19 protein-coding genes and 1 tRNA gene are annotated in these 18,167 nt (G+C 57.6%); 6 read left to right on the top strand and 14 right to left on the bottom strand.

Annotated elements, in window-relative coordinates; all coding sequences use genetic code 11:
* Positions 1 to 16: 16 nt before the first annotated feature.
* From EOI86_RS09110 to EOI86_RS09145, 8 genes are all read right to left on the bottom strand, one after another.
* Positions 17 to 778 carry an MBL fold metallo-hydrolase gene (locus tag EOI86_RS09110; RefSeq protein ID WP_127764752.1) on the bottom strand — a complete coding sequence of 254 codons (762 nt, stop codon included), beginning with the start codon at positions 776 to 778 and terminating at the stop codon, positions 17 to 19.
* Between the two features lie 21 nt (positions 779 to 799).
* A complete protein-coding gene (locus EOI86_RS09115; protein WP_127764753.1) occupies positions 800 to 1,594 on the bottom strand; it encodes a TatD family hydrolase in 795 nt (264 codons plus the stop codon).
* A gap of 7 nt (positions 1,595 to 1,601) precedes the next feature.
* Positions 1,602 to 3,170: a methionine--tRNA ligase gene (gene metG, locus EOI86_RS09120; RefSeq protein WP_338033044.1), complete on the bottom strand. Its 1,569-nt coding sequence runs from the start codon at positions 3,168 to 3,170 to the stop codon at positions 1,602 to 1,604.
* An 89-nt stretch (positions 3,171 to 3,259) separates the two neighbouring features.
* On the bottom strand, positions 3,260 to 4,357 hold the full coding sequence (locus tag EOI86_RS09125) for a DNA polymerase III subunit delta' (RefSeq protein WP_127764755.1): 1,098 nt from the start codon (positions 4,355 to 4,357) through the stop codon (positions 3,260 to 3,262).
* Positions 4,347 to 5,018 (bottom strand): dTMP kinase, encoded by a 672-nt coding sequence (tmk, locus tag EOI86_RS09130; RefSeq protein WP_127764756.1) that lies wholly within the window; start codon positions 5,016 to 5,018, stop codon positions 4,347 to 4,349. The genes EOI86_RS09125 and tmk overlap by 11 nt, the downstream gene beginning before the upstream one ends.
* Positions 5,015 to 6,187, bottom strand: coding sequence for a D-alanyl-D-alanine carboxypeptidase family protein (locus EOI86_RS09135; protein ID WP_127764757.1), 1,173 nt, complete (start codon positions 6,185 to 6,187; stop codon positions 5,015 to 5,017). The genes tmk and EOI86_RS09135 overlap by 4 nt, the downstream gene beginning before the upstream one ends.
* Before the next feature lie 133 nt (positions 6,188 to 6,320).
* On the bottom strand, positions 6,321 to 7,436 hold the full coding sequence (locus EOI86_RS09140) for a septal ring lytic transglycosylase RlpA family protein (protein WP_127764758.1): 1,116 nt from the start codon (positions 7,434 to 7,436) through the stop codon (positions 6,321 to 6,323).
* A gap of 72 nt (positions 7,437 to 7,508) precedes the next feature.
* Positions 7,509 to 8,744, bottom strand: coding sequence for a lytic murein transglycosylase (locus EOI86_RS09145; protein WP_127764759.1), 1,236 nt, complete (start codon positions 8,742 to 8,744; stop codon positions 7,509 to 7,511).
* 211 nt (positions 8,745 to 8,955) lie between these two features.
* Here EOI86_RS09145 and EOI86_RS09150 point away from each other — a divergent pair, with 211 nt between their 5' ends.
* The 5 genes from EOI86_RS09150 to EOI86_RS09170 all read left to right on the top strand — a co-directional run bounded on the left by EOI86_RS09150 (position 8,956) and on the right by EOI86_RS09170 (position 12,519).
* Entirely contained in the window at positions 8,956 to 10,557 is a 1,602-nt protein-coding gene (locus EOI86_RS09150) for an EAL domain-containing protein (protein WP_127764760.1), read from the top strand.
* Between the two features lie 54 nt (positions 10,558 to 10,611).
* Positions 10,612 to 10,851 carry a hypothetical protein gene (locus EOI86_RS09155; RefSeq protein WP_127764761.1) on the top strand — a complete coding sequence of 80 codons (240 nt, stop codon included), beginning with the start codon at positions 10,612 to 10,614 and terminating at the stop codon, positions 10,849 to 10,851.
* A gap of 131 nt (positions 10,852 to 10,982) precedes the next feature.
* Positions 10,983 to 11,072: transfer RNA gene (locus EOI86_RS09160), tRNA-Ser, on the top strand.
* A gap of 234 nt (positions 11,073 to 11,306) precedes the next feature.
* Positions 11,307 to 11,873: a GNAT family N-acetyltransferase gene (locus EOI86_RS09165; RefSeq protein ID WP_127764762.1), complete on the top strand. Its 567-nt coding sequence runs from the start codon at positions 11,307 to 11,309 to the stop codon at positions 11,871 to 11,873.
* Between the two features lie 154 nt (positions 11,874 to 12,027).
* Positions 12,028 to 12,519, top strand: coding sequence for a DUF1203 domain-containing protein (locus EOI86_RS09170; protein WP_127764763.1), 492 nt, complete (start codon positions 12,028 to 12,030; stop codon positions 12,517 to 12,519).
* An 80-nt stretch (positions 12,520 to 12,599) separates the two neighbouring features.
* Here the strand turns inward: EOI86_RS09170 and EOI86_RS09175 are convergent, their stop codons facing one another.
* The 6 genes from EOI86_RS09175 to EOI86_RS09200 form a co-directional block, all read right to left on the bottom strand.
* Positions 12,600 to 12,932: a hypothetical protein gene (locus tag EOI86_RS09175; RefSeq protein WP_127764764.1), complete on the bottom strand. Its 333-nt coding sequence runs from the start codon at positions 12,930 to 12,932 to the stop codon at positions 12,600 to 12,602.
* A gap of 148 nt (positions 12,933 to 13,080) precedes the next feature.
* Positions 13,081 to 13,566, bottom strand: a complete 486-nt coding sequence (locus EOI86_RS09180; RefSeq protein ID WP_127764765.1) for a RidA family protein — start codon at positions 13,564 to 13,566, stop codon at positions 13,081 to 13,083.
* Positions 13,567 to 13,582: 16 nt separating this feature from the next.
* Positions 13,583 to 14,374, bottom strand: coding sequence for an ABC transporter ATP-binding protein (locus EOI86_RS09185; protein ID WP_127764766.1), 792 nt, complete (start codon positions 14,372 to 14,374; stop codon positions 13,583 to 13,585).
* Positions 14,367 to 15,146, bottom strand: coding sequence for an ABC transporter permease (locus EOI86_RS09190; protein WP_127765198.1), 780 nt, complete (start codon positions 15,144 to 15,146; stop codon positions 14,367 to 14,369). The genes EOI86_RS09185 and EOI86_RS09190 overlap by 8 nt, the downstream gene beginning before the upstream one ends.
* Before the next feature lie 5 nt (positions 15,147 to 15,151).
* Complete coding sequence (locus EOI86_RS09195; RefSeq protein ID WP_338033042.1) at positions 15,152 to 16,135, bottom strand: ABC transporter substrate-binding protein; 984 nt, start codon at positions 16,133 to 16,135, stop codon at positions 15,152 to 15,154.
* Between the two features lie 142 nt (positions 16,136 to 16,277).
* The gene (locus EOI86_RS09200) at positions 16,278 to 17,147 is read right to left on the bottom strand and encodes a TetR/AcrR family transcriptional regulator (protein WP_205032110.1); all 870 of its coding nucleotides are present in this window, start codon (positions 17,145 to 17,147) and stop codon (positions 16,278 to 16,280) included.
* 50 nt (positions 17,148 to 17,197) lie between these two features.
* Between EOI86_RS09200 and EOI86_RS09205 the strand changes: the two genes are divergently transcribed.
* Positions 17,198 to 18,136: a homocysteine S-methyltransferase family protein gene (locus tag EOI86_RS09205; protein ID WP_127764768.1), complete on the top strand. Its 939-nt coding sequence runs from the start codon at positions 17,198 to 17,200 to the stop codon at positions 18,134 to 18,136.
* The last annotated feature ends 31 nt before the right edge of the window (positions 18,137 to 18,167 follow it).

Here is an 18,167-nt window from a genome sequence, read left to right on the forward strand (position 1 = left end):
CGAAGCCCGTTTTCGCCTAGACCTCGACCTCGATGACCATACCGTCATAGGCCGGTTCGATACCGTCCGGAAGTTCCCGAACCAGTGTGTCGTAATCCAAATCGATATGCATATTCGTGAGAATACCGCGTTTGGGTTTCAGCGCCTTCATCCAGTCCAGGGTCCGGTCCAGATGGGCATGGGACGGGTGCGGTCGTCGCCGCAAGGCGTCCAGGATAAGAACGTCCAGATCGGAAAGCATTTCCATCGCCGCCTCGGGCAACTCGTTTACATCCGGGACGTAACCAATCCGTCCAAACCTGTATCCGAGGGCCTGAATGGGGCCATGTTCGACCGTGAAAGGTTCCATCGTAATCGGACCGACGGTCACGGGTCCGTCCAACACGTGTGACTCCAGTATCGGCGGATAGCCGGCAATCTGGGTAAAACAATAATCGAAACGGCGTTTCAGCGTGTAAATTGTCTCGTCGTCGCCATAAATAGGCAGCAGCCGGCCGCGGTCCCGGATATAGAAGACCCGTAAATCATCCACGCCATGCGCCTGATCCGCGTGGGCATGGGTGAAGAACACGGCATCCATTCGCTGAACATCGGCGTCCAAAAGCTGTTCGCGCATGTCCGGCGCCGTATCGACCAACAACACAGTGTCTTCTTGTTCCACCAGAATGGAACACCGGCGCCGTCGGTTCTTGGGATTCGTGGGGTCGCAATCGCCCCAGTCATTGCCGATCCTGGGCACCCCACCGGAAGACCCGCATCCCAAAATCGTAACCCGCATCGAAGCCGAACCCCGGACTTGTTACGCCGCTAGAGCGGACGGATTTACCTTTTTGAAAAGACTCAGGAAATTCTCCGTCGTCCTTTCTTCCAATTCGCTCAGCGGCACGCCTTTCAAATCGGCCAACCGCTCGGCCGTATGAACCACGAAAGCCGGTTCATTCTGTTTGCCGCGGTTCGGCACCGGCGCCAGATACGGCGCGTCCGTCTCGACCAACAGTTTGTCCATTGCGACCTCGGCGACGGCGTCGCGCAGCGCTTCGGCGGTCTTGAACGTGACAATGCCGGAAACGGAAATGCCGAATCCCATGGATACCGCTTCCCGCGCCAGCCAAGCCGAACTGCTGAAACAATGGATCAGGCCCGGATAGGCCCCTTTTTCGTATTCGTCCCGCATGATCCCGATCGTGTCTTCATCGGCGTCGCGCGTATGCACGATTAGCGGCAATCCTGTCTCCCGTGCGGCGGCGATGTGCGCCCGGAAGCTTTTCTGCTGGGCTTCGCGCGGACTGTGCTCATAGAAATAGTCCAGGCCGGTTTCACCTATCCCGACAACCTTCGGATTCTGGGCCAGTTCGACCAAACGCTCAGCAGTTACTTCCGGCTCTGACTCCGCCTCATGCGGATGGATCCCGACGCTGCAGTAAACATTGGGGAACCGTTCGGCGATTGCCAGAATCGTCGGGAATTCGGTTACTTTAGTGCAGATGGTCACCATCAGTCCGACGCCGGCGCGGCCGGCGCGTGCGACGACCTCGTCAAGGTCGACGCCGTTGCGGTCCAGGTAGTCCAGATGGCAATGGCTGTCGATCAGCATGTGTCCCCTACTCTTCCGGTTCAAGATAGCGCGGAAATACCGGCGCGGGTTTCGGCAGTTCGGTGCCGGGCGTCAAGGAAGACGAAAGTGCGGCAAAATCCCGTGCGTCTTCATCGACCGCCAGTTGGTCCAACATCCGGGCGGCGGACTCCGGCACGACCGGTTGAGCATAGATCGCCAACATGCGGATCACGTCGGCCAACACGTATAATACGGTCGCCATCCGATCGGGATCGCTCTTTCTCAGCGCCCACGGTGCCTGTTGGTCGACATAGCGGTTGGCATCGCCGACCACTTTCCAGGCGGCTTCCAGGGCCTTGTGTATGGCCTGGTCCTTCATCGCCGCGCGCATCGCGTCGGCCACGCCGGTCGCAGCATCGGTCAGGGCTTTGTCTTCATCGGTGAAGTCGCCGGGTGTCGGGACAATGCCGCCGCAATTCTTGGCGATCATGCTCAAAACGCGTTGGGACAGATTTCCGAAATCGTTCGCCAAATCGCTGTTGATCCGGTGAACCATGCTGTCCTTCGAGAACGACCCGTCATTCCCATAGGGCACTTCACGCATCAGGAAGTACCGGACCTGGTCCAGGCCGAAGGCGTCGACCATCGACTGCGGCGTGATGACGTTGCCGAGCGATTTCGACATCTTCTCGCCTTCGATATTCAGGAAGCCATGCCCGAAAACGCGTTTCGGCAAGGGAAGCCCCGCAGACATCAGAAAAGCGGGCCAATAAATCGTGTGGAACCGCATGATGTCCTTACCGACGATATGCAGGTCGGCCGGCCAGAAGGTTTTATAAGACTCACCATCCGTATCAGGATAGCCGACGCCGGTGATGTAGTTCGTCAACGCGTCGAGCCAGACATACATAATATGTTCCGGATCGTCGGGAACCGGGATGCCCCAGTTGAAACTGGTGCGGGATATAGACAGATCAGTCAGCCCCTGTTTCACGAAATTGACGATCTCATTCCGGCGGTAGTCCGGTTGAATAAAGCCCGGATTGTCGGCGTAGAGCTTCAGCAACTTGTCTGTATAGGCCGATAACTTGAAGAAATAGCTGGGTTCTTCCACCCATTCCACCTCGGCGCCGGAAGGGGCAAAAAGCTTACCCCCCTCACCCTTCGTCAATTCGTCCTCACCGAAAAAGGCTTCATCGCGGACCGAATACCAGCCGGCATATTTACCAAGGTAAATATCGCCATTGGCGTCGATTTTACGCCACAGGTCCTGCACGCTCTCATGATGGCGCGGCTCTGTCGTTCGAATGAAGTCGTCATTCGAGATGTTGAGGTCGCGTGCCATATCCTGGAACGAACCGGCTATCTCATCGCAGAATTCCCGCGGTTCCTTGCCGGCGTTGCGGGCGGTCTTCTCCACTTTTTGACCGTGTTCGTCAGTCCCGGTGAGGAAGAAGACCTTGTGACCGTCAAGACGCATGAACCGTGCGATTACGTCAGCCGAGATGACTTCATAGGCATGGCCCAGATGGGGTTTGCCGTTCACATAGGAGATCGCGGTCGAAAGATAATATCGGTTCATGGTCCGGTCCGTTTTTGCCGGCCTTTCAGGGATGTCCCCAAAAGCCGGCCATGGATCGATGCACTGCGTACCGATCGATACGGCAGAGCATCTTGGGATTAAAGGTAAACTGCTGCGTTGGTTTAGCGAGCCTGCGCGGCCTGCTCAAGCCGGATGAAAGCATTAACCAGTACATGCTTTCGACCAAGATGGGCGGGCGCGCCTGCTTTGTCCAGGAAACCCATGATATCGCCCCTGGCATCAGCCCATTGGGAAATCCGTTCCGGCAGTACCAGACGCGCCCAAACGCCGCCGTCACCTGGCAGGATATCGTCCAAGGGTCGTCCGACGGCGGCAGCCTTGATAGCCCGTTGCAAGGCTTGGTCGATCATTTGGGACAGGATCGCGAAGGCGTCCTCGGCCCCCTTTTTCGCCAATTGGTCGCCCATCTTCATGACCAGCGACATATCAAGACGATGCGCATTTGAAGCCAACTCGACCAAGGCACGATAGAGATCGACGGCCCCTTGGTCGGCAAAGTGAATGGCGCGGCCGGGACTGCCGTCTCCAAGGGCGGCTAGAACCGATTTCTCCTCGTCGGACAAAGTCGGCCGAAGATCACCCAGGAGCGATACGATCCCGTTTTTCGGCACCCGGGCGAGCTTCAGGGCGCGGCACCTGGACCTGATCGTCGGCAACAAACGCCCAGGCGCATGAGAGATAAGTAAAAACAATGCCTTGGAGGGCGGTTCCTCTAGCGCTTTCAGAAGTGCGTTGGCGCTATTATGATTCATGTCGTCGACGCTATCGATGAGGATGACCTTCCAGCCGCCTTCCGCTGGCGTCATATAGGCGAAATCGACGATTTCCCGCGTATGCTCGATTTGGATAACGGTCTTGTCTTCCCGCTTGGTCAGCAATCGGAAGTCGGAATGTCCGTTGGAGGCCATCCGCCGTGCGATCGGTGAATTGGGATCGGTATCCAGGCTATCAGGCTCTAGCGGTGTGTCTCCGAACAAGCCACCAGCCTGTTCGTTGCTGTTGGATTGAGACAATACGAAACGCGCGGCTTTCCATGCCAGGGTCGCCTTACCGACGCCGCGGGGGCCGGAAATCAACCAAGCATGCGGAAAGCGGGACGAGTTCCATGCCTTCAGCAGGGTCGATTCAGCGGCTTCATGGCCGATCAGAGAGTTTGAAGTGGCGGCCGATGTGACGACCGCGCCGTCGTCAACTGGCAAGGTCCATTTCCAAACGGCTGGTAACGGCGCCGGAAACCATTTCCGCTACGAAATCTTCGGAATAGGTCGCGTCGACGACCACGCATCGGCCCGGATCGCTGCGAACGATCATCAGGAAAGCTTCGCGAAGGCGGCGGTGGAAAGCGATATCCATCAAATCGTACCGCGTCGGGGCATCGCCCCGTTCAGAGATGCGTTTCAAGCCGATTTCGGGATCCAGGTCCAGAACGATCGTCAGGTCCGGTTTCCGCCCCTTCAAGGTCAGGGCGGAAAGCTGTTCGATAACGGAGGAGCCGAGTCCTTGGGCAACACCTTGGTAAGCCATGGTGGAATCGGTGAAACGATCGCACAGGACCCATTTTCCGGAAGCCAGGGCCGGTTCGACCACACGTGACATGTGATCGCAGCGCGCCGCGAAGTGAAGCAATGCTTCAGTCATCGCGGGCCAACCCTTATTTTCAGGATCCAGCAACAGCGCCCGTATGGCCTCCGCCCCCGGCGAACCACCTGGCTCGCGGGTTTCTACAACGTCCACACCCCTTTTTTTCAAGGCCTTTGCCAGCAGAGACAATTGTGTAGACTTACCGGCGCCCTCTCCCCCTTCGAAGGTGATCAAGCGCCCGCGTGGGCCACGGGATGCTGTTCCGCTCCCGTCTCTCATTCAGATTCCCCCCAAACGAGGAAATTGACGGCTGCCGTGAGCCGGCCGACCGGACCGAGTTGCTCGATATCAGCGCCCGCTTTCAAGGGAACCTCCAGCGTTTCAACACCCGGGGCCGTGACGACCAGTGACGCAACCTGAGTGCCGGCGGCGATCGGTGCTGCGATCGGCTCGTCATATCTTACGGTGACCTTCAGATCGTTGCGGGCGCGCCGGCGCATCGTGAGGGAGACATCTTCCTCTACGACGAGAGGAACCGTGCCACTACTGCCGAGCCAGACCTTGGCATCCATGACGGTTTCACCCGCATTGAACAGGGCGTAGCTGTTCCACTCGCGGAAGCCCCAGTTCAGCAGCTTTTCAGACTCCTGGGCTCTTTCGGAAGTCGAGGACATGCCATTGAGAACAACGACCAAGCGGCGCCCATCCCGCACGGCAGAGCCGACAAGCCCATACCCAGAATCCTCTGTGTGCCCGGTCTTCAAACCGTCAGCTCCTATATCCTTATAGAGGAGAGGATTCCGATTTTGCTGCTTAATGCCGTTATAGGCGAATTCTGTTTCCGCGAAGTAGTGATACATTTCGGGAAAATCGCGAATGATAGATATTGCTAATACGGCCAAATCATGGGCTGTCGTGTAATGTTCCGGATCCGGCCATCCGCTGGCATTCTTGAATTGGGTTCCCGACATGCCGAGTTTATGCGCGGTCGCGGTCATTTCCCGGGCGAAAGCGTCCTCCGTACCGGCAAGCCCCTCAGCCACGACGATTGTGGCGTCGTTGCCGCTTTGAACCACGATGCCGCGGATCAAGTCTTCGACGCGCACCTGTTTTCCAACTTCGACCCACATCTTTGAGCCGCCCTTGCGCCATGCTTTTTCGCTGACCGACAAGGTATCGTCCAACGACAAACGGCCGTCTTTCAGGCGCTGCATCAGCAAGTACACGGTCATCATTTTGGTCATCGATGCCGGATACATCCGCTCGTTGGACATCTTGTCCAACAAAACGGCGCCGGTTTCGAAGTCGACCAAATAAGCGTGGTCGGCTGTTGTCTCGATCGTTTGGGCCTTGGCATGCCCAACGGCGACGCCAATGACCAGGACGAACAACAGAACAGACGTCACGACGGTGCGTGAAGTGTTACCAATGGTATTTAAAATAGCCATGGCCTGCCTTTCCATGGACATGAACAAACGGGTAGGCCTCCCAGCCTTCACCGTTCGATCACTAAATTGCAATTAAGACGTAAATTGAGCAAGGGGGCCTCCTAGAACAGCCAGTCACATCTGAAGACCTTCCTCAATTCGCCGTGACGATTTTCGCATCCGGATAACCAGCGCCGATCACCTGTTTCAACAGGGAATCCGCCGCTTCCACGGTTTTAGCGGGGCCGACGCGGATGCGAAAAAGAGGTACCGTTGAAGTTAACACCTGTTCAACATGCACATCTCCTACACTGGATAAAAGGATCTGCGCGCGCTGCGCATTGACGTATTGACTGAAAGCGCCGGCCTGAACGAAGACCGTCGGGCTGCCGACCACCACTTGTTGCGTGATCGCGCTATCCGAGTCCGGAACCACATCCGGCCGAGCCGATGCAAGTGTATCAGTGGATGCCGGGGTCACTTTGAACGCATCGCTGGGTGGCGGCGCCGCCGTAGATCCCGGGGGTGGCGGCAGTTCTGTTCCGCTGACCGAAACGGTCGGCGCGGCAGTCGGCAATGGTGGCGCCGTACCGGAAGCCTCGCCGGTCCCGGCCAGCTGCTCGCCCCCTTGCATGAACGCCGCCAATTGACGGCTGTCCTGCTCCACAACCTCTACCCGGACAAGAGCCGTGCCCTTCTTTTCGAATCCCAGAAGCTGCGCGGTCCGACGGGAGACATCGATGATCCGGTTCTTGGAATACGGCCCGCGATCATTGACCTTCACTTTCAGCGACCGGCCGTTTTCCAGATTCGTGACCCGCACGATACTCGGCAAAGGCAAGGTTCGGTGCGCGGCGGAAACCTTGTTCATATCGAAAATGGCGCCGTTGGCGGTCGTCTTTCCGTGGAAGTTCGGGCCGTACCACGACGCTATCCCCTCCTCCACATACTTGTAGTCGACATGCGGATAGTACCAATTGCCGTTGATACGGTATGGCTTTCCGACCTTGTAGCGGTCACCATTTCCGGCGGCGGCACCGGCGCTGGACGGGTCGCTTGGGGACTCGTTCGCGACCTCTTTCGCGGCATGCGACAGGAATTGGACCTCGGCGCAGGCTGTTGCCAGGGCACAAACCGCCACTATCGCCGATATCCGGACAATACGCGGCGAATTTATGACCCTTCGCCAAGTCGTTTCGTTCTTCACGGCTTTTCCGGCCCTTTCCCGCATTCCCAGTCCAACGGCATCCAGCTTTTTGATACGCGACATCAAAGTGTAAAAACTTCCCGATTCCGGTCGCACTGCCAAGCGGCCGCTACGCGACCAGGGCCGGTCCCTAGTTTACCCTTGGTCCGCGGCGAGAATATCCACCATTTCCGACGACGGATGTCCGTCAGGCGGCAAGCCGCGAGACCGTTGATAGGCGCGCAGTCCCTTCCGGGTCATCGATCCCGCAACACCGTCCGGCTCACCCACATCGAATCCAAGGCGGTTCAGGTTCGTTTGCAGCGATATCACATCCCCGCGGGATAGCGGTTTGTCGCCAGGTGGCTGTGTTGCGACCAAACGCCCGCGATCGACGAACCTGTCGGCGAGATAACCAACCGCCGAGGCATACAAGATCGATCTGTTCCAAACCAAGGTGCTGCGGAAATTCTGGTAGACCAGGAAGGCGGGACCTTTGGCGCCCGCCGGCAGAATGACAGACCCTTCGATATCGGCTTGCGGCAAATCAGCACCGTTAGCGCGCCGCACGCCGAGCGCCTGCCATTCGGAAATGTGCTTCTTGATCGTGAGCTGCGTGAGATCATGGTCAAAACCCGGTGGCAGCTTCACTTCCCGTCCCCAAGTCTCGTCGCCTTTCCAGCCGACTGAGGCCAGATAGTGGGCCGCAGAGTGGAACACGTCGGGAAGACTGCCCCAAATATCGATCTTGCCGTCCCCGTCCCCATCCGTGGCATAGCCGGTGAAGGTCGACGGCATGAATTGGGTTTGCCCCATGGCGCCAGCCCAGGATCCGCTCATCTTATCTGGCGCGATATGGCCCTCATCCAGGATCTGCAATGCATTGAACAACTCGGCGCGGAAAAAATCGGCGCGTCTTTCATCATGCGCCAATGTGGCCAAGGCCGAGATAACAGGAAAACCGCCGGTATAGTCGCCGTAATTTGTTTCCAGGCCCCAGAACGCGACGAGGAAGCGCGGCTGAACGCCGTATTTTGCCTCCACTTCCGACAACAGGGCGGCGTGCTTGTTCAGCAGCTTTTTGCCCCGGTTGATCCGCTCGTCGGAAACGGCGCGGTTCAGGTATGTCCAAAAGGTCTGGGAAAACTCCGGTTGTTTCCGGTCATATTCAAGGACCTTGGCGATCGGCGCGACATCCTTGAAGGCTATGTCCAAGGTTGCGGGGGATATCCCTTTTTGCACCGCCTCAGCCTTCAGACCTTGAAGCCAGACATCGAAGGGCTCGGCAGCGTGTGCCGCCGGACCGATACAGAGGACAGGCAAGAAGGCGGATAGAAAAAGAGACGAAACGCGCAGTTTTCTGGCATGCGCGAAGGACAGGGTATGTTTCATTCCGGACACCGGCGGGGCTGTTTGATCAATATGGTCGACATAGTCATGCTTTTCACCCCGGCGATAGGCCCGATTCGGAGGCAACACCATAGGAACCGCCGCAAATCGTCGACATTTCGGGGGAACTCCATTAGGTTCTGCTTGCCTCGCGGGGCGCGCGCCCCGTCCCTTCATCCTAGGACCTTTTACCCAGCGTAAGAACCGGAAATCGATGGCCCAAATACTTACCAAGAGCGGCGAGATCATCGATACGGCAGAAGCCTCGAACGATCCGTTCGTTCAGTTTCTCATCGATATAGGGGGCCGCATCGTCTCTTCCCAGGGAAATATCGAAACCTGGTTCGGTATGCCGGCCGATGAGTTTCACGGCACGTCCCTTTCCGAGTTGTGTCTGCCGGACTCGCAAATTCTGGTTTCCGAGATTCTCTACAAGGCGGCGATGCAGGAAACCATGGAGGAATTGGTCCTCTTCATCGCCGGCGCAAAGCGCGAGGTGCTTGGGTGTCGCATCCTGGGCAATCCTTTTCCGCGCGACACCCGATACTACCACCTTGAAGTGACAATGGACCCTGCCTTGGAACGTGCCGCCAACGTTCCGGATACGAAAGCCGGCTTGGTCGACAATGTCATTCGCGCGATGGAGCACAATGAAGGCGAAGACCTGGGCATGACTTTCGTCAGTGTCGGCGATGTACAGGGACTGACCGACGAACTCGGCATTTCTCAAACCGAGTTGGATACCTTCCGGGAACAGGTTAATAGCCGATTGCTGCAAGCCAGTATCGCCGATGAAATCAACGAAGTTGATCCGGGCAAATATGGGCTGGTCCACGAAGCAACGGAAGACATCAACAGTCTGACGACGGACTTGCGGAGCTATATCGGCGACGTGGACCCGCTAGAACGCGTCTTGTCGGTCGGTACAGCCACCGTTCCACTATCGTCGGACCGGCTGGATGAAGCGGAAATCCGGTCGGCAATCAGTCACGCGGTCGACGAGTTCTTCGAGGCGGGACTGGAAGCCGTCATTTTCGACACATTGGACGACAGTCATGCGGCTTGGATCGACAAACAGGCCAACCGCAAGGAACTGCTTGCCGAGGCCCTGAACAAGAACGCGTTGACTGTTGCGTATCGTGTTGTCGTCGATCCGGCGGCTTGGGAGGCGGAGCATCTTCTGGCGGAGTTCCGGGTAGATTTGGAAGATGACGGGCTTGGGGTCACTGAAATCGTCGCGCTTACCAAGGACGATCCGACACTTCGCAAACAAGTCGACCTGGAACAATGCCGGGACATTGCCAAACGGTCGGACCTGGGCGCCGCCGCCGTGGCAATGCAGATTGGCATACGGTCCCTTTTGGACCCAAAGCTTTTGCGTTCCTTGTTGAACATTGCCCAAAGCGGGATGAAGCGAACCGTCATATTGCGGATCGAAGGGCTCACGCCCGACCTGATCCCCCGCATCCCGGCGCTGCAGACTTTGCGCCGGTCGGGCTTCAAGCTGGCGCTGTTCAGTTCGGAAATCGGTGCGATCACGGCAGAGCGCCTGGGAAACCTGCCGGCGGATTACTTGCTATTGGACCCTGCCCTTGTCCGGGATACGGAAATGCTGGGCCGAAGCATTCCTTCCCTGAAAGGTTTGTCCGAGCGCTGTGCCAGAGCGGGTATCAAAGTCATATTCAATGGTGTGACGAACGGTGAAGCGGTTAAACTGCTTGCAGGTGTTCCCGGCGCCCTGGTGGAAGGCCCCTACTACGGCGAACCGATACACGGGCCTGAGGCCGCCGCCATGCCGGTGCGCGGATTTGCCTGATGTCAAAACATTCGGGTGCGGTTGAAGCGGCCAGCCCCCGGTGGAGACAGTAGAATGAGTAAGTGGATATTGGTGGCGGCGATCCTGCAGGGCGGCGTTTGGGTGCCTGGCGACGAAGACGGATTCACGAACCGCCACTTCGAAACCCTGACCGCCTGCACGGTGATGCGCGACCAACAGAATCGACTGGGCCGCAATCTTTACCGTCGGTTTGAATGTATCTCCCCCGGTGATCGTCACAGCCTGCTTCCCTCCTCCGATCCAGTCGCAGCCTTGGAACGCCCCAAAGGCTGACTGCTGGCCGCGAACAAACGTTCCGCGCCGCCCCTACTGGTGCTGGACGAGACCCCCGGCGTTTGCTAGACGGGCGCCTTCCGGTGGCGGAACGCACCGCCGGGAAACAATGGGGACGTGCTTCCCCTTGAGGAGCGGTGGCCGAGTGGTTGAAGGCACTGGTCTTGAAAACCAGCAGGCGGGAGACCGTCTCGTGGGTTCGAATCCCACCCGCTCCGCCATAACCATCTCCTATCAAAATTTATCATCGTCTTGCCGCAAGAACCGGGTGTCGGTTGACCTGTGCCCTGGATCCAGCGCGCTTAGACAATGGTCTTCTCGCGAAAGGATTGCCGGATGCCGATTGAAGGTTACTCAAATGTTGCCAGAAAGCGGTCACGGTGCGAGCGCCTCAAAGAAATGCGCGATGGCACTTTTTGTTTTTCTATAAGTCTGAAACGCAGGAAATTGAGCAATTGAAAGCGATCCAAACGGACCGTCTGGTTATCAGGAATTTCCGGGTGGGGGATGCGGAGGCCTTGTTCGATTATTTGCAGGAGCCTATTGCGAGTTGCTTCTTCTCGCTAAAACTCGCCGATCTGGCGGCAGCCGAAAGTGAAGTTCTGAAACGCGCTAGCGATGACGAGTATGCCGCCGTTTGCCTCCAAGAATCAGGTCACCTCATAGGCGATCTGTTCATCCATCCAGATGCTGCTTTGCCAGATGATCCAGAAAAACCTCAACACCCAGACACAGTTTCTGTGGGCTGGAATTTCAATCCACTGTTCAGCGGCAAGGGCTATGCGTTCGAAGCGGCACAGGCCATGTGTGCCGAGCTATTCAAGCATCAGAGCATTAGGCGCATCTACGCATATGTTGAGGATCACAATGCCTCATCGCGGCGGCTCTGCGAAAAGCTTGGCATGCGAATGGAAGGTCTATTCCTGGAATATGTGACGTTCCAAAACGACAGCGTCGGAAATCCAATCTACGAAAACACCATGCAGTACGCCATTCTGTGGCATGAATGGAAACGACGTTGAAGCACCCGCGGCGGCCGCGTCAGCGTAATCTCGGGAAAAAGCCGCCACTCCGCGCTCCACCACTGCCCCCTTCCCGCAAGAACCGGGTGTCGGTTGGCGTGTGCCCTGGATATATCGTGCATCGACAATGGTTTTTTCGTGAAAGGATTGCCGGATGCCCAATATTCAAATCACCCCGATGGCCACGAATTACGCAAATGGAATATGGAACGGCGGGACTGATGCCTACGGTATGGTGCCGGAACGACGTGTCTCGGACGGTGACGGCATTCCCTGCCGGCATTGCCTGACGGATGTGCCGGCGGGCGAGGCCTATCTGATCCTCTCATATCGTCCTTTTGGCTCCGTCCAACCCTTTGCGGAACAAGGACCTATCTTCCTCCACGCAGACCCCTGTCCAGCCTATGCCGAAGGCGGGGCGCTGCCATCGAGATACGTGGCGGGGCAGCCGATGATCCTGCGCGGCTATGACGAACGTGACCGGATCGTCTACGGCACCGGCAAGGTCACCGACCCCACCGACATCACCCGCTATGCGGCGGAACTTCTGGACCGGGAGAAGATCGCCTATGTCCATGTCCGTTCTTCGACGAACAACTGTTTCGCCTTCCGCATTGACCCGGCCCAACCGGCTGACGAAGCGTAATTCCGATAGGTAAGCAGCGACAGGGCGTGTCTATCCTTAGCATCGTCGCGCCCTCAAGCTCGCATGCCTTTTGGAGAGGCTCAGTGCAGGGCCAGGATCCCGTCGATGGTGACACTCGCTTGTAAAGGCAGTTGGACGACCCCGACCACAGTAGGAGAGATCGTTTCTGCTCCCTCCGGTACGACTAAGTGCAGCAGGTTCGTTATACGTTCGACCGGCTCAAAGCTGACGCCGTCCTTGGTTCTGACAAAGATACGAAGTTGAAGCCAAGCTTTGGGTATTGCTTCCGTCTCGCACACGGCGTCCACGACGGCGGCGACGAGGTTCAGGGCAGCCACGTTCAAAGCGTCGTCGAGTGGCTCAACATCATTCAGTTCAATCTGCTTTGCAGAGGTTGCGGCGCCATTGCTCAAGCAAGCCTGTCCTGAAAGAAAGAACCTCCCGTCCGATTGACGCCAAGGCACGAAGCTTGGCATCGGCCTGGGTACGGGCGGAATTGTCATTCCCCGGTCGGCCAGCAACATAGCCAACCGCATTCTGTAATCAATTGCATCTATGGTGTTAGCCGACACGGAAAATCGCATCCACTTCAACCGCGGCATTCTTCGGCAATTGCATTACCCCGACCGCGGTTCGGGCATGTGCACCGGTTTCCGCCCCAAAAATATCGTGGAACAGGTCGGACGCCCCATTGATCACCATTGGCACGGACGGAAAGGACGGGGTGCAATGCACGAAGCCCCCTACCCGCATGCATCCTGACACAGGATCGAGACTTCCGCCGAGTGCGTGGCGCAGAACAGCCAGCAGGTTCAAACCGCAAATCCGCGCGGCGGCCTGCCCCGCGGCAAGATCATGGACCTCGCCCAGCTTACCGGTATGGGTGACGGGTCCGTTCCATTCGCAAACTTGACCGGACAGGAAGACCAGATCCCGATCCCTGCGCCAGAGTGCGAAGTTGGCGACCGGCACTGGCAGTTCCGGCAAGTCAATACCGAGTTCCTTGAGCCGGGCTTCAGCACTCGATGCCGTTCCGCTTTCAGTCATGGGGTTTTCCTTATTGTCATTGTTGCGGTTCACCGTTTGCCACTGGCGCCGCGCTATGGCCCCCATGCAGCGCTTCGCTCAACCCTCGTCGAATATCGTTGAATGACGCGTCTGTCGGGTCACGAGGGTGCGGCAGTGAAACCGCCAAATCCGATACCACACGGCCCGGACCGGCCGACATGACGATCACCCGGTCCCCCAACAGCACCGCTTCCTCGATCGAGTGCGTCACAAACAGCACAGTGAGTCCCGTTTGTGCGCAGATCGTGAGTAATTCCTGTTGGAGCCGCTCTCGGGTCATGGCGTCCAAAGCCCCGAAGGGTTCGTCCATCAGGACGAGTTTCGCGTCATTGGCCAGGACCCGAGCAATCGCCACGCGCTGACGCATGCCGCCGGATAGTTGGTGCGGCCAGACTTCGGCGAATTCGTTCAGGCCAACCATGTCCAGGTATCGGTCGGCCAGGTCGCCGGCACTCCGCCGGCCCATTCCCCGCGCCCTGGGGCCGAAAGCAACATTCTGACGAACCGTGAGCCAGGGAAACAAGGCATAGTCCTGAAAGATCATACCCCGTTCCGGTCCTGGTGAGGATATCGGTTTTCCGTGAAAGATGATGTTGCCGCCGCTCGGTTGCTCGAACCCGGCGACCAGACGAAGCAGAGTGGATTTTCCACAGCCGGAAGGGCCCAGCAGACAAACCAACGCCCCTTGTTCGATCTGCAACGAGGTTGTCGACAGCGCAACGACTTCCCGCGCCGGCAAGGTGAAACTCTTGGTAACGTCCCTCAGTTCAAGGAAGGCTTCAGTCATTACCATCCTTCCAGCGCAGCAGACGACGCCCTATCAGCAGCAATGCATAGTCGGAAAAGAATCCAAGCGCGCCGATGGTGACCATCCCGCTCAAGACAACGGCGGTTCTGGAAAGTTGGCGGGCTTCCATGATGACCGCTCCCAGACCGGTGCGGACGCCCGTCATTTCCCCGATGACGATCACGACCCATGAAATGCCGAGGCTGAGCCGCAGGCCGGTGAATATCGACGGCAGCGCGGCCGGCAACACGACCTTGCGGAACATCGCGGTCTTGCCGACACCCAGCATGGCCGCCGCTTCCGTCAGTCTTGGGTCGGCATTACGGACACCGAAGACGGTGTTCAAGAGGATCGGCCAAAAGGCGCCAAGAAAGACCAGAAAAAAGGCTGATTTCGGACCAATACCGAACAGGATCAGCGCCAATGGCAGCCAGGCGGTGACCGGTATCGGGCGCAGAATCTGGAGTGTCGGATCGACAATTCTCCGCACAAGGTCGACCCGTCCCAGCAGAAGACCAAGCGGAATGCCCGCGGCGGCCGCCAGCCCGAAGCCGCCGAATACACGGTACATGCTGGCCCAAGCATGTTCCAACATTGTCGCAGAATAGGCATCGTCCCAAACACCGCCGACCAGCATGTCCCACCATTGCATGGCCACTTCGGTCGGGGGTGGGATTAGGCTGTATCGCTGACCGCTGACCGCAATCTGCCAAAGCAGGAGGCAGACTACGGGCAGCCCGAGGGCGACAACAGCACGCCCCAGAAAGGTCATTGGTTTCACGCGTCTTTCTTGAGTGCGGCGGAAAAGCTGCCGTCCATCATATCTGAAAAGTTCGGGACGTCTCTGATTTGCTTGAGCGCTTTCATGTGTTCCGCATAGATCGCCGCCCGCTTGATCAACTCGGGCGAGAGTTCCCAATTCAACTCGACATTCGGCAGACTTACCGCGACAGCTTCCGGCTTCATCCCGAAGATTTCGACAGCCGCCTCCGCCGTTTCTTTCGGCTTCGTCATGCAGAACTCACTGGCATCCTTGTGAACCTTCATCATCGCCGCCACGACCTCTGGCTTTTCTTCGATCAAGGCCGGGTGGGTTGCGAAGATCACGTTCAGGGAACCCATTGGTGTTGAGTAAGGATATTCTACAATTTTTCCTACTCCTGTGGAAACGGATATCCCCGGACCAGGTTCGGCGCCGACATAGGCATCGATATCGCCCGACGCGAGTGCCGAATGCATTTCCGAAAAGAAGACGCGGACCGGTTCTATTTCCGAGTATGCGATCCCTTCCATCTTCAACCGCTCCATGGTGAAGATCTCCTGGGTTGACCCGGGCCAGATACCGACCTTTTTCCCTTTCAGATCCGAAATACTGTCGATGCCGCTGGAAGCCCCGGCAACCACCGCCATCCCCCCGTTGCAGAGGCCGGCTATGACCTTAAGGGGTTCCCCCGCTGCGGCACCCGAAATGGCAGCCGCTATCCCGAACCCGCCAAAATCGACGGATCGTGTGACGACAGCGTTCTTACAGTCGGTCGGGCTGTTGAATTGGACCACTTCCACTTCGATACCGGTCCCGTCGAAACGGTCGTACAGGAACTGGGATATCGCTGGGATCGTCTTCAAGGCTGCGACTTTGACACTCATGCTTTGGGCCAAGGCTTGAGTCGTCGTCATTCCTGAACCCAAGAGGACACCCGCGGCACCCCCATATTTCATCAGATCGCGTCGTGTAAGTTTCATGTCTCTCTCCGTGCGCATTTAGTAATGGCACGATTACTCAACACGCAAACACGCGATCCTCGCAAGCAAAAACGATATTTTTTCGACTATTTTTTGAACACTGCCTATTTTTGATGATTTTTTGGGCATAACGGGCCAGCTGAAACACTTAAAGGCCGACTTAACCGCTGTTCCCTGACGGCCCCAAAAACAGAACCAGCATCTCCCGAGCCATCCGGTAGTGAGCATCCTGCCAGTCCTTGTCGGACAAGTCCGTTTGCCAAATCACCCCAAGTGTCGGCGCGTTGGAAATGTGAAAATAGCTCAAACTCACCATGACGACGTAGAGATGCAGTGGGTCGAGACCGGCCCGTATCGCCCCTTCCGCCTCGCCCCGTACGATCAGAGCGCGGATTTGCTGAATGACTGGTGACGCCGTACTCGGTGTTTGTGCGGATTTACGCAGAAACGTCGCATCCATGAGGTTTTCCGCGGACAACATGCGTATCAATTCGGGGTGACCGGCAAAATGGCCATAGGTGAAATCGAACATCTGCAGCAAACCGTCCAATGGCGGGTGACCGGACAAATCGAGTTTCAATTCCTCGGACCGAAGCTGACTGAGAACATGGTCGAGGGCCGCAACGTACAGCCCCTCTTTTCCACCAAAATAGTGATAGATCATTCGGTTGCCGATATCGGCGTCTTTGGAAATCGCTTCTGTCCGCGCACCACTAAATCCAAATCTGGAAAAATGATCGACGGCGACAGCTAGAATCCTAGCCTTTGTTTCCGCGGCGTTTTCAGCCCGTGGACCAAGCGGCGGTCCAAGCCGTTTTTTCCTTTTCTTCGGGGCTTCGCTTTGCCCTTTGCTTTTCTTGTTCATCATCCAACCGCCGTGATTACCTGATACCTTCCTGGATTGTACAAAGGTTCTCGGGACCTTGCATGCATGAGTTTTACGGGAACCACCAGCCCCCTCTTCTATCCTAGATACCAAAGACAATTCACCATTTCTCCATAGACCGAAAATCTTGGTTGCATGTGCCATATCATCGGCGGTACCTGCGGCATATCCTGTTTGGTAAATGGAGTTTCGTGATGTCTGCGATTACACTTCTTGACGGCGGCTTCAGCCGCGAACTGGTTCGCTTCGGTGCGGAACTACGGCAACCGGAATGGTCGGCCGGTGCATTGATCGATTGCCCCGAAGCCGTCCGCAAGGCCCATGACTCTTTTTATCGCGCGGGCGCCGAGATCGCGACCACGGGAAATTACGCAGTGGTTCCGTACCATATTGGTGAGGAACGCTTTGCCCGGCGTGGCTTGGAATTGGCTGACCTTGCCGGGCGTCTTGCCCGCGAAGCAGCAGACAACGTTCACGAATCTCACCCGGGCGCGCGCGTCGCCGGCTGCCTGCCGCCGGCCTGCGGATCCTACCAGACAGACCGTTTCAACCCTGACCAGGCGCGCAAGATCCTGGCGCCCCTGGTCGAGGGCCTGACGCCTTATGTGGATTTCTGGCTGGCCGAGACGATGAGTAGTCTGGCGGAGATCCAAGTCACTGCCGAAACCGCCGCGGAGACGGGAAAACCGCTCTGGATCTCATGCACCTTGCAGGACGACGACAATGGCGATGCGGACCGGCCTCCCCTGCTGCGATCCGGGGAAACGGTCGAGGACGCGGTGGCGCTGGCCGTCGATCTTGGGGCGGAGGCACTTCTGTTCAACTGCTCGGCGCCGGAGGTGATGGAAGACGCAATCCTGACCGCCCGCCGAAAACTCGCCGTGCTCGAGCGCGAACTGCCCTTGGGCGTCTACGCGAATGCCTTCGTCAACAAGGCAGGTGAAGGAGAAGCCAATGAAGGTCTTTCCGACATGCGTGCCGACCTTAGTCCCGAAGGCTACCTGACCTGGACGGATCGATGGGTGGCCGCGGGCGCGACCCTGATCGGCGGTTGTTGCGGCATTGGGTCAGACCATATTGCGGCGATGCACGATCGCTACAAACCGGAGCAACGGGCAGGTGCCGTCGCCTAATCCTTCGGGGTATTGGACAAGGATTGGTCCG

The organism is Hwanghaeella grinnelliae, from assembly GCF_004005845.1.
GTDB classification, from domain to species: Bacteria; Pseudomonadota; Alphaproteobacteria; order UBA8366; family Aestuariispiraceae; genus Hwanghaeella; species Hwanghaeella grinnelliae.